This window comes from Streptomyces sp. NPDC006551, from assembly GCF_040611675.1.
Lineage (GTDB): Bacteria > Actinomycetota > Actinomycetes > Streptomycetales > Streptomycetaceae > Streptomyces.
Genome location: NZ_JBEXOT010000010.1, coordinates 84330 through 96905 on the forward strand (window position 1 = coordinate 84330; position 12576 = coordinate 96905).

Sequence of the window (12576 nt, forward strand, 5' to 3'; positions counted from 1 at the left end):
CCAGACAGGCTCATGCCAGGGGGAGACCCGTGAGTACCCGTACCCTCATCCGCGGCGGTCTGGTCGTCACCGCCTCCGACGAACTGCACGCCGACGTCCTGATCGAGGACGGCCGGATCGCCGCCCTCGCCACGCACGGCTCCGACGCCGCCGCCGGCTGGACCGCCGAGCGGACCCTCGACGCCACCGACCGGTACGTCCTCCCCGGCGGCGTCGACGCGCACACCCACATGGAGCTGCCGTTCGGCGGCACCTCCGCCTCCGACACCTTCGAGACCGGCACCCGGGCCGCCGCCTGGGGCGGCACCACCACCATCATCGACTTCGCCGTGCAGAGCGTCGGCCACACCCTGCGCGAAGGTCTCGACACCTGGTACGCCAAGGCCGACGGACGGTGCGCCGTCGACTACGCGTTCCACATGATCCTCTCCGACGTCAACGAGCACACGCTCAAGGAGATGGACAAGCTGGTGGAGGAGGGCGTCACCTCCTTCAAGCTCTTCATGGCGTACCCCGGCGTCTTCTACAGCGACGACGGCCAGATCCTGCGTGCCATGCAGCGCTCCGCGGGCAACGGCGGGCTGATCATGATGCACGCCGAGAACGGCATCGCGATCGACGTGCTCGTCGAGCAGGCCCTCGCCCGGGGCGAGACCGATCCCCGCTACCACGGCGAGGTCCGCCGGGTGCTCCTGGAGGCCGAGGCCACCCACCGGGCCATCCAGCTCGCCCGGGTGGCCGGGGCGCCCCTGTACGTCGTCCACGTCTCCGCCGACGAGGCGGTGCGGGAGCTGGCGGCCGCCCGGGACAAGGGGCTCGACGTCTTCGGCGAGACCTGTCCGCAGTACCTCTTCCTCTCCACCGACAACCTCGCCGAGCCCGGCTTCGAGGGCGCCAAGTACGTCTGCTCGACGCCGCTGAGGCCCCGGGAACACCAGGAGGCGCTCTGGCGGGGCCTGCGGACCAACGACCTCCAGGTCGTCTCCACCGACCACTGCCCCTTCTGCTTCAAGGGCCAGAAGGAGCTCGGCCGCGGCGACTTCTCCAAGATCCCCAACGGCCTCCCGGGCGTCGAGAACCGCATGGACCTGCTCCACCAGGCCGTCGTCGACGGGCACATCAGCCGCCGCCGCTGGATCGAGATCGCCTGCGCCACCCCCGCCCGCATGTTCGGCCTCTATCCGCAGAAGGGCACGATCGCCCCCGGCGCCGACGCCGACGTCGTCATCTACGACCCGCACGTCCGCCAGACGCTCTCCGCGGACACCCACCACATGAACGTCGACTACTCCGCGTACGAGGGGAAGACCGTCACCGGCCAGGTGGAGACCGTCCTCTCTCGCGGCGAGATCGTCATCGACAAGCGGGAGTACACCGGACGTGCCGGGCACGGCTGCTTCATCCCCCGCTCCACCTGTCAGTACCTGAACTAGGAGGCGCCGACGTGGACTTCGGACTCGTCCTGCAGACCGACCCGCCCGCCTCGGCGGTCGTCGGCCTGATGCGCCGGGCGGAACGCAACGGCTTCCGCTACGGCTGGACCTTCGACTCCGCCGTGCTCTGGCAGGAGCCCTTCGTCATCTACAGCCGCATTCTCGAGCACACGCGGAAGCTGACCGTGGGCCCCATGGTCACCAACCCGGGCACCCGCACCTGGGAGGTCACCGCCTCCACCTTCGCCACCCTCAACGACATGTACGGCAACCGGACCGTCTGCGGCATCGGCCGCGGCGACTCCGCGATGCGCGTCGCGGGCCGCAGGCCCAACACCCTGGCCCGGCTCGGCGATGCCATCGACGTCATCCGCGACCTCGCCGAGGGGCGGGAGGCCGTCGTCGACGGGAACCCGATCCGCATCCCCTGGGTGAAGGAAGGCCGGCTGCCGGTCTGGATGGCGGCATACGGCCCGAAGGCGCTGGCGCTCGCCGGCCAGAAGGCCGACGGGTTCATCCTCCAGCTCGCCGACCCCTATCTGACCGAGTGGATGGTCAAGGCCGTACGGGACGCGGCGGCGGCGGCGGGCCGCGACCCCGCCGCGATCACGATCTGTGTCGCCGCGCCCGCCTACGTCGGCGACGACCTCGACCACGCCCGCGACCAGTGCCGCTGGTTCGGCGGCATGGTCGGCAACCACGTCGCCGATCTCGTCGCCCGCTACGGCGAACACTCCGGGATGGTCCCGGAGGCCCTGACCGCGTACATCAAGGAACGCCACGGCTACGACTACAGCCACCACGGCCGTGCGGGGAACCCGTCCACGGACTTCGTCCCGGACGAGATCGTCGACCGGTTCTGCCTCCTCGGCCCGGCCGAGGCGCACATCGAGAAGCTCAGGGCCCTGCGCGACCTGGGCGTGGACCAGTTCGCCGTCTACGCCATGCACGACGCCAAGGAAGCGACGATCGACGCCTACGGCGCGCAGATCATCCCGGCACTCACCAGATGACCGTCTGCTGAAAGGGCACACAGCATGACCTCGACCGTCCCGCCCGCGCCGTCCGAAGGACCCATAGCCGACCCGGCGGGACGCGTCGAACTCCCGCCGGGCACACACCTTCCGGACAACCGCTTCGTCAACGACGACCTGCTGCCCGTACCGGTCGAACGCCGGCGCTGGACCACGTACAACTTCGCCGCCCTCTGGGTCGGCATGGCCCACAGCATCCCCTCCTGGCTGCTCGCCTCCGGCCTCGTCGCGCTCGGCATGGACTGGAAGCAGGCCGTCCTCACCATCGCGCTCGCCAACGTCATCGTGCTGGCGCCCATGCTGCTCACCGGTCACGCCGGACCCAAGTACGGCATCCCGTTCCCGGTGCTCGCCCGCGCCTCCTTCGGGCTGCGCGGCGCGAACCTGCCCGCGATGATCCGGGCCGCCGTCGCGTGCGCCTGGTTCGGCATCCAGACCTGGATCGGCGGCCAGGGCATCTTCGTCCTGCTGGGCAAGCTGTTCGGCGGCTGGACGGAGGCCGCCCGGATCGGCGGGCAGCCCTGGACGCTCTGGTTCTGTTTCGTCCTCTTCTGGATCCTCGAACTCGCCATCATCTACCGGGGGATGGAGGCACTGCGCCGCTTCGAGAACTGGGCGGCCCCCTTCGTCATCGTCGGCGCGCTGGTGCTTCTCGCCTGGATCGCGGTGAAGGCCGGCGGTTTCGGACCGCTGCTCGACCAGCCGTCGCGGCTCGGCTGGGGCGCGGACTTCTGGCCGGTCTTCTTCCCCTCGCTCATGGGCATGATCGCCTTCTGGTCGACCCTGTCCCTGAACATCCCGGACTTCACCCGCTTCGGCGCCGGGCAGCGTGCCCAGATATGGGGGCAGACGCTCGGGTTGCCCACGACCATGACGTTGTTCGCGCTGCTCTCGGTGTTCGTCACCTCCGGTTCGCAGGCGGTGTACGGAGCTCCAGTCTGGGACCCGGTCGCGCTGGCCGCCAGGACCGACAACGTCTTCGGGCTGCTCTTCGCGCTGGTGACCGTGCTCGTCGCCACGATCTCGGTGAACATCGCGGCGAACGTCGTCTCGCCCGCGTACGACCTCGCCAACCTCGCGCCGCGACTGATCGACTTCCGTACGGGCGCGCTGATCACGGGTGTCCTCGGGGTGCTGATCATGCCGTGGAAGCTCACGGAGACCCCAGAGTTGTACATCTTCACCTGGCTCGGCCTCGTCGGCGGACTCCTCGGCACGGTCGCCGGCATCCTCATCGCCGACTACTGGCTGGTCCGCCGCACGGTCCTGGACCTGCCCGGCCTCTACACGCCCGGTGGACGCTACTGGTACACGGCGGGATGGAACCTGCGCGCCGTCGTCGCGTTCGCGATCGGCGGCGTCCTCGCGATCGGCGGCTCGCACTCGGCGCCGGGCAAGGGACCGTTCCCCGAGGACGGACTGATCCCCTTCCTCGAACCGCTGGCCGACTACGGCTGGGCCGTCGGCCTCGGAGCATCGCTCGTCGTGTACGTGGTGCTGATGGGGCGCCAGGTACGAACCTGAGCCGACCAGGTCACGTGGGGCGGAGGCTGACACCGGGCTGCCTACACGAAGCCTCGCCCGCCAACTTCAGCCGCCGATAAGGATGTTGAGGGACGCGTGAGACGGCGGAGCGCATTTTTCGGGACCCGGACAGAAACCTTGCCAGCCTCCCAGGGGCGCCCTATCGTCGCGGACAGAAAGCGCTTTCTCTGCTCTGCCCGGTGACTGGTCGAGCAGCGACACCACCCAGCGTGCGAAGACGAAAGGGAGGCGAGGATGAGACGACCAGTCGCACTGCGACTCTGCGCGGCACTGGCCACCATGGCCTTTGCGGCCGCCACCGGTGCGGTTCTGTCGGTACCCGAGGCGTCCGCGGCGACCGGTAGCGCCACCGGCTACGCGACCCAGAACGGCGGGACCACCGGCGGTGCCGGCGGGCGGACGGTGCGGGCCACCACGGGCACCGCGATCCACGCGGCCCTCTGCGGCCGGGCCAGCAGCAGCACCCCGATCACCATCGAGGTCGAGGGCACCATCAATCACGGCAACACCAGCAAGGTCTCGGGCGCCGGCTGTAACACCGCCGACGGCGTGATCGAGCTCAAGCAGATCAGCAACGTCACGATCGTCGGGGTCGGCGGCGGAGCCGTCTTCGACCAGGTGGGCATCCATATCCGCGAGGCCAGCAACATCATCATCCAGAACGTGACGGTCCGGAACGTCAAGAAGTCGGGCTCGCCCACGTCCAACGGCGGCGACGCCATCGGCATGGAGAGCAACGTCCGCAACGTCTGGGCCGATCACGTCACCCTGGAGGCCTCGGGCGGGGAGTCGGAGGGGTTCGACGGCCTCTTCGACATGAAGGACAACACCCAGTACGTGACCCTGTCCTACAGCATCCTGCGCAACTCCGGCCGCGGTGGCCTCGTCGGGTCCAGCGAGAGCGACCTCTCGAACAGCTTCATCACGTACCACCACAACCTGTACGAGAACATCGACTCCCGGGCGCCCCTGCTGCGCGGCGGCACGGCCCACATGTACAACAACTACTACCTGCGCCTCAACGAGTCCGGCATCAACTCCCGGGCCGGAGCTCGGGCCAAGGTGGACAGCAACTACTTCAAGGATTCCAAGGACGTCCTGGGCACCTTCTACACCGACGCGGCCGGCTTCTGGCAGGTCAGCGGCAACATCTTCGACAACGTGACCTGGTCGAGCCCCGGCAGCGAGAACAAGCCGGCGGGGCCCGACCCCCAGTCGAACACCACCGTCGGCATCCCCTACTCCTACAGCCTCGACGCGGCCGGTTGCGTGCCGGCCGTCGTGAGCCGGACGGCGGGCGCCGGCAAGGGTCTTCTGGTGTCGGACGGCAGCTGCTCGCCGCAGACACCGACGCCGACCAGCCCGACACCGACCAGTCCGACGCCCCGGCCGACCACCCCCACGCCGGGGCCGACCACCCCCACGCCGGGACCGTCCCAGCCCGGTGGGAGCAACCTCAGCATCGGGGCCGGCTCCGACGGCTCCGGCAAGGCCGACGGGACGAGCTACGGCAACGTCCGGGACGGTGACATGAGCACCTACTGGTCGCCGGCCGGCTCGACCGGTTCGATCTCGATCAAGTGGGGCTCCGTCACCACCGTCTCCGCGATCAACATCCGGGAGGCGTCGGGCGCCACGGGCCGTATCGGGTCCTGGAGGGTCGTCAACGCCGACACCGGCGCCGTGCTGACCTCCGGCAGCGGGGCGGGCGTCATCGCCTTCCCCCGGACCTCGCTGAACAAGATCACCTTCGAGATCGTCAGCTCGGCCGGCACGCCGCAGGTCGCCGAGTACGAGACCTACGCCGGGTAGCGTCGCCGCCCGTCGGGGAACGATCAAGGGGCCGTTTCGGATTCCTCCGAAACGGCCCCTTCACCTTTCCTGGCGGCCGGCGCCGTTACAGCGGAACGCGCGCGACCAGGGCGGCCAGCACGACGCAGGCCGCGGCCGCCGCCCAGAAACGGGGGGAGCGGGTGTCGTCGAGGGCCTTGCGCGGGGTGCCGGCCTTGCGGAGGGCCTTCTCGACGAGCGGGGCGATCCCCACCGCCACGTACACCCTGAGCGCCGTCTCCATCAGGTGCAAGCCGTCGTCGGGCGGCAGGAGTACGAAGGCCAGGGCGAATCCCGCGGTGACGGCCGACTCCAGCCGCCAGCCGCGACCGTGACGCACGACCAGCACGGCCTGGGTGGCCAGGAGCAGCAGGAAAGCGGCTTGGAACACGATCACTGAGACGTCCTCGCTTCCGGAAGTCCGGGAGAGCCCGGGAGTCCAGGGGTGGGAAGAGGAAAGGTACGGGGAGGGGGCCGGTCGTGCCGACCCCCTCCCCTCAGCCCGCTACTTCTTCCAGCGGTTCACCTTGATCCTCGGGTACATCACCCATGACCAGAACCCGCTCTTCTGCCAGATCCCGACCGTGATCTTGACGCCCTTGCTCTTGGGCATCGCGTTCTTGATCTGGATCTCGGTGGCGAACCACCGCATCGCACCACCGATGGCCTCCAGCGCCAGGCCCGCGATCTTGGCCCAGAAGGCCGGCATCGTCAGACCGATCCGGCCGAAGGCCGAGGCGAGGCGCGCGCCCGCCTTGATGGCACGGGCCAGCTTCTTGGCCTTCTTCTTCTTGACGTGCCAGACCTTCTTCTTCTTCCAGCGCTGGCCGTCCAGGTCCTGCGAGTTGACCGGGTCGCCCGGGTACGCGTAGGCGCTGAGCGAACCGCCCGGGACCGGGTCGGTCTGCAGGAAGCGGCCGGTGGCCGGCGAGTAGAGGCGGACGCCCATCAGCGTGGAGCCGCTCAGCGTCTCCGAGGAGCGCTGGTGGCCGCCGACCCAGCCGTACCGCGCCGTGGTCGCGCCCTCGGCCCGGTTGCCGTACTCGTCGGTGCGCAGCACCACGGGCGCCTGGGTGGTGTCCGCCGGCAGCTGCACCGAGACGTCGCCGTGCAGGTTGAGCAGCTGCAGGACGAGCCCGCCGGTCTTGCCCGTCGTCGCGGTCAGCTGGCCGCTGAGCCCGTTGACGTAGCGGGTGATCGTGCCCTGGGCGTCCTCGACGGTCCAGGTGGGGTTGTCCCCGGTGCCGTAGTGGTGCGCCTTGGACTCGGTCTTCGTCCAGGTGCCGTCAGTCCCCTTGGTCTCCACGATCCACGCGGCCATGCGGCCGGTGGCGTCGAGGTTCCAGGTCTGGCGGCGGTCGCCGACGGTCTCGCTGTGGACGAGGTCGTTGGCGTAGTACGTCAGCTGGGCACCGGCCGGCGTCGTGGTGGTGCGGCCGAAGGCGTCGTAGGCGTAGCCGCTGTCGACGATCCGGTCGGCGCTGTCGTACGTGTGCGTCGTGCTCGTGGAGCCGGTTCCTCCTTCGGAGCAGTCGGCCGTGGTCAGGCCGGTGCGGTTGCTGTTGGCGTCGAACGCGTAGGACCTGCGGGTGCACAGGGCGTCCGCGGTGTCCTTCGCGGTCACGAGCCGTCCCGCCGCGTCATAGGTGTACGCGGTGGCGGTGGCGGTGCCGTCGGACTGGTTGTGCCCGGCCTGCTGCTGGTGCGCGGTGTGTCCGGTGGTGTCGGACAGCAGGGCCGTGCCGTCGGCGGCCGAGTACCTCCGGGCGGTGGTGTTGCCCGCCGGGTCCCGGTCCACGGTCAGCGTGACGGCGCCGGGCAGGGACTCGGTGGCGAGCTCGCCGTCCGCGTCGTAGGTGCCGGCGAAGGCCCCGGCGACCGAGTCGGTCACCTTGGTGGCCAGACCGCGCGGCTCGACGGCCGTGTCGTAGGCGTACGTCGTGGTCGACGGCGCCGAGTCGGAGACCTGGACCGGCCGGTCCAGGGCGTCGTACGCCGTGGTGACGGTGTTGCCGTTGCCGTCGGTGGTGCTGATCCGGCGGCCGAGCGCGTCATAGCCGTACGCCACGGTGGCACCGGCGGCGGTCTGCGAGGCGACCTCGCCGTTCTGCTGGTGGTAGACCGTCGTGGCCTCCGGCACCGCGGTGCCCGCGCCGCCGGTGACGGCGGACTTGATCTGCCGGCCCGCCGCGTCGGTGGTGACCGTGGTGGTGCGGGTGGCGCCGTTGGCGGTCTCGGTGGCCGTGGAGACGCCGCCCCAGCGGTCGTAGCCGTAGGTCTTGGTGACCCGTTCGGCCGGGTGGGAGCCGCCACCCGTGATCGTCCCGGCGGGGCTGGTGCGGCACACCAGGCCGGCCCAGGCGGGCTTGCCCGCGCAGGCACCGGTGCCGGTCGCCGACCAGTACTCGGTCACGGTGGTCAGCGCGTCGCTGCCGTTGGAACGGCCCGAGGTCTCCCGGATCTTGCGGCCCGAGGCGTCGTACGCCGTGGTGGTGGTGATCGCCAGGCCGCCCGGGTCGACGACGCTGCGCGTCGGCTGGCCCGAGGCCCAGTCGTAGCCGGTCGCCGTGGTACGGCGGTCGGCGTCGGTGGCGTACCCCTTCACGGAGGCTCCGGTGACAGCGGTGGTCACCAGGTCCTGCACCGCCGCGTCGGCGGGACGGCCCTCGTCGTAGGTGTTGACGGTATGCGTACGGGCCGGGACCTCGGTGCCCGCGGGCAGTGTGCCCGCGGCGGTGCCCCCGGACAGGGCGCGCTCCAGGGTGACCAGGTGCAGGGGGCCGAACTCCTCGGTCTCGCGCCGGCCGTCCGCGCTGTACACGGTGCGGGTGGAGAGCTGCTCGGCGCGCTCGGCGACGGTCGCGTCGATGATGCCGAGCCGGGTCAGCTCCGCCTTGGCCGCGTCGGTGGCTCCGACGGCCAGGGCCCGGTTGCCCGGGGTCAGGGAGCGCTCCTCGGAGCCGTACTGGTTGTAGTCGACGGAGTCGATGTGGCCGCCGGGCTGCGCCGTGTTGACCTCACGGCCCGACGCGTCGGCGTACACGATCGTCGCCCGCTTGTACGCGTCCGCGGTCAGCGAGGTGCCGACGTTGGAGGCGGGGACCTGGTCCGCCGGGAAGACGGCGGTGGCCTCGACCGGGGCGTCGGTCTGGCCCCAGACGGCGACCGCGGCCGCGTTCATCTGGTACGGGGCGTTGGAGCCCGACACCGGCACCTGGTAGACGACCGTGGTGACGGCCTTTCCGCCGTCGGTCTCGCCAGCGCTGCCCTGCTTCAGGGTCGGCCGCGACGCGGACAGGAGCATGCCCTCGCCCGCGGTGACCGCGGTGCCCGCCTTGCCGTACGTCAACGTCCACGGCAGCTCGCCGGGCTCGGTGAGCGTGGTGAGCCGGCCCGCGCTGTCGTAGGCGTACGCGGTCTTCAGCGCGGGGCTGATCCGCGGGTCCCACACCTCGCGCAGCCGCCCGGAGGCGTCGTACGCGTACTGCGCGACGGTCTCGGCCGTGGCCGCGCTCGCGCCGGGGCTGGTGGCCCACAGCTTGAGCTGCGCGACCTGTCCGGCGTAGTTGCCGAACGCGGTCGACGTCGCCGTGGTGGACGACGCGTACACGTACTCCAGGACGCGGCAGCCGTTGGTGGCCGGGGTGGCCTGGCAGGTGGCCGCGTCGACCGCCGGGGAGGCGCCGATCAGGTACTTCGGCCGGGACTGCACCGCGCCGCCCACGGTGACCTTCTCGGAGACCACGGTGGTGGTGGAGTCGTCGACCGACAGGGCCGTGGTGGCCAGCGTCCAGGTGGCGGCGGCCGCGTCGACCTTACGGAAGACGCTCACGGTGCCGCTGGTGTCCTTCAGGGTGAAGGAGCTGGTCGGCGAACCCGTCAGGGTCAGGTCCTCGGAGCCCGACTCGGCCTTCCAGCCGCCCCCGCTGGTCGCGGTGAAGGCGGTGGCGACACCGGTGGAGTCCAGGATCTCGACCGAGGTGGCCGAGGTCTTGCGCAGCACGGTCCAGTCGGTGCCCGCGTCCTCGGCGCCCACGCCGGAGGACCAGTTGGGGCCGAAGATCGCGGCCTGACCCTCCTGGACCTCCTGCGCCACCGGGCGGCGCGAGGAGTGCGAACGCTCCGCGGAGAGCCCGAAGACCTCCGCGTCGGTGTCGGTGAAGGTGAAGTCACCGGTCTGGGCGTTGACCGTGCCGGGACCCACCTCCAGGCTCGGCGCGTTGCCCGCCTGCCGGTCGAGGGTGACCTCGACGACCTGGGAGTTGTACTTGGTGGCCGTACCGGCGTCGAACACGGCGCGCAGTTCGAGCACGCCGTCCTCGGCCAGCGAGGTGGCCGCGTCCCACACCAGGGGAGGGGCGGTGCCGGAGGTGACCTGGGCGGGCCAGCTGACGGGCCCGCCCGTGGTGGTGGTCACGTGGGCGGTCGGCACGGTCTTCCAGGTGTCGGTCTCGCCGCGCCGGTACTCGTACGTCACACCGGTGTACTCGGCCTTGCCCTTGGCCTGCAGGGAGACGCGCCGCGCCGTGTCGTCACCGTCGGAGGGGGAGATGACGGCCGCGCCGTCGGCGCCGACGCCGAAGCTGTAGCTCGTGACGTCGGTGGAGAGGTTGCCGCCGGAGTCGACGGTCTTGGCGCGCAGGGTGTGCCAGCCGTCGGCCGGGTCGACCGAGATGGTCAGCGCGTCACCGCCGGTGCCGTCGACCGTGTCGTCCACGCGGTTCGGCAGGTTGGTGTCGTCCAGACCCCAGTAGTAGCCCTGGCCGTCCGTGGACGCCGTGTCCAGGGTGCAGGTCACCGGGCCGCTCGCACGGGCGGTCCAGGTGTCCTTGTCGTACGTCTGGCAGCTGATCGTGGGCGCGGCCGGCTTGGCGGTGTTCACGCCGAACGGCATGTACGCGCTCCACGGGCCGTAGAAGGTCCCGTCGTAACCGCGTACGCGGTAGCGCAGCTTCGGCCCCGACGGCAGCTTGTTCGCCGTCGGAACGGTCAGGGTCGCGTTCGACCCGGAGGCCACGGCGGCACTGGTGCCCGTGTACGTGTACGTGGTCTCGTTGTACGCCGGGTCGGGGGTGATCTCGAACTGGGCCCGGACCGTGGCGCCGTCGGGGTCGGTGACCTTGGCGGACATCGTCGGGGTCACCGAGGTCACGTACCGGATGCCGTTGTACGCGTTGACGGCGGACGGCGAGATCGCGGTGGCGGTCGGCGACCCCGGGTAGGAGTCGTAGGTGACCGTCAGGTGCGGCTCCTGGGCGTGGTCACCGCTGACGTAGTTCGCCGAGCGGTAGCGCCGCCAGGTCAGCGAGTCGGTCTCGCTGGTCCCCTTGATCTGCAGGCCGTGGTTGGGCTGGCCGTCGGCCCACGCCTGCACGATCGCGTCGATGTCGAAGTCGACCGTGCCGGCCGGGCAGGTGGAGTTGTAGCCCTTGGCGGCGGTGCTGGTCACCGCACCGGCGTCGGTGGTCGCCGGCTGCGCGCCCCAGGTGATCGTGGAGGAGTTCCAGTCACCGGTGATGCGCCGCACCTGGGTGCCGGAGCCGGTGGTCGAGCAGGTCGACGAGTAGTACGAGTAGAGACCCAGGTTGGTGTCGTTGATGCGCTTGCCCTTGAAGGCCGACACATCGAACTTCAGGTACGCGCGGGCCTTGGTGGTGCCGCCGTCGTACGTGCCGGACTTGAGCTCGGCCGAGGAGACCTGCGAGTCCGGGTAGTTGGTGGCCACCCAGGTGTCGGTGGAGGCCGTCAGGGTCGAGGTCGGGTCGACCGTGACCGGGTAGGTCAGGTCCTTGGTGAAGTACTTCGGGTCCGGCGACAGGACGAGGGTCTGCTTCCCGTCCTTCGCCGTCTCGATCTTCACCGGGACCCTGGCCAGGTGCTTGGACTCGCCCGAGCGCGGGTCCTTGGAGGAGTCCCACATCATCGGCGCGGGCGCCTCGGCGACCAGCTTGCCGGCGGAGTCCTCGAGCAGCAGCCGCCCGCTCGGCGCCTGGGACAGCTTCAGCCCCTTGGCCTCGACGGGTATGCGGTAACTGACCGGAGCCGTGGGCGCCTTGGCCAGGTGCACGTTCTGCGAGAAGCCCTGGGGAAGCGCGGTGACGGTGAGCGTCTCGCCACCGCCGAGGTCGTACGCGGCGGTGTCCCCCTTCAGCTTCGGCGCGGGCAGGTTCTTCTCCCAGCCCATGGCGAAGCCGCGCCCGCCGCGTCCGACGGAGGCGAGCTTCGTGTCGCCGCCGTCCGAGACGGTGATGTCCGCCGTCGTCGTACGGGGTCGCAGGTCGGCGCCCGCGTCGGCGAGCGTGGTGTTGATGTCCTGCCAGGCGCCGTCCTTCTTGACCCGGACCGGCGCGGCGTACACGGCGGTCTGCATCTGTCCGTCGGGCAGCACATAGGTTGCCGAGGTCTCGGTGCGCGCCGACAGGACCTCGATCCTGCGCTTCTGCAGCCGCGCCATCAGCCGTGCGGACGCCTCGTCCTGGGCCACGGCGGGACCCTTGGGGGCGGCGTCCACGGCGGCGGCGCGCGCGGTGGGCTGCTGCGAGCCCAGTGCGACGGCCTGGCCGGTGGTGGCGACGACCACGGCCGTCTCGGCGGCCAGTACGGCGGCTACCGCACCGGCGATCAGGCGCAGCCGTTGACGGGTCGATCTGCGCGCAGTGGACCACGGGGGCCTCTTGGGCACAATCCCTCCCAAAATTTGTCTGTGACATGCCACGTCGGTGGCGGCAGACAGA

6 protein-coding genes are annotated in these 12576 nt (G+C 70.6%); 4 read left to right on the forward strand and 2 right to left on the reverse strand.

What is annotated here, in order from left to right; all coding sequences use genetic code 11:
* Window positions 1–29: 29 nt before the first annotated feature.
* The 4 genes from hydA to ABZY12_RS13265 all read left to right on the forward strand — a co-directional run bounded on the left by hydA (window position 30) and on the right by ABZY12_RS13265 (window position 5824).
* The gene (hydA, locus tag ABZY12_RS13250; RefSeq protein ID WP_356889493.1) at window positions 30–1433 is read left to right on the forward strand and encodes a dihydropyrimidinase; all 1404 of its coding nucleotides are present in this window, start codon (window positions 30–32) and stop codon (window positions 1431–1433) included.
* A gap of 11 nt (window positions 1434–1444) precedes the next feature.
* Window positions 1445–2446 carry a TIGR03842 family LLM class F420-dependent oxidoreductase gene (locus ABZY12_RS13255; RefSeq protein WP_356889495.1) on the forward strand — a complete coding sequence of 334 codons (1002 nt, stop codon included), beginning with the start codon at window positions 1445–1447 and terminating at the stop codon, window positions 2444–2446.
* A 24-nt stretch (window positions 2447–2470) separates the two neighbouring features.
* Window positions 2471–3991, forward strand: a complete 1521-nt coding sequence (locus tag ABZY12_RS13260; protein ID WP_356889497.1) for an NCS1 family nucleobase:cation symporter-1 — start codon at window positions 2471–2473, stop codon at window positions 3989–3991.
* Between the two features lie 255 nt (window positions 3992–4246).
* Window positions 4247–5824 (forward strand): pectate lyase, encoded by a 1578-nt coding sequence (locus ABZY12_RS13265; protein ID WP_356889499.1) that lies wholly within the window; start codon window positions 4247–4249, stop codon window positions 5822–5824.
* A gap of 85 nt (window positions 5825–5909) precedes the next feature.
* On the opposite strand, the gene ABZY12_RS13270 is transcribed toward ABZY12_RS13265, so the two are convergent.
* On the reverse strand, window positions 5910–6239 hold the full coding sequence (locus tag ABZY12_RS13270) for a hypothetical protein (RefSeq protein WP_356889501.1): 330 nt from the start codon (window positions 6237–6239) through the stop codon (window positions 5910–5912).
* A gap of 108 nt (window positions 6240–6347) precedes the next feature.
* On the reverse strand, window positions 6348–12524 hold the full coding sequence (locus tag ABZY12_RS13275; protein ID WP_356889503.1) for a DNRLRE domain-containing protein: 6177 nt from the start codon (window positions 12522–12524) through the stop codon (window positions 6348–6350).
* Window positions 12525–12576 lie beyond the last annotated feature (52 nt).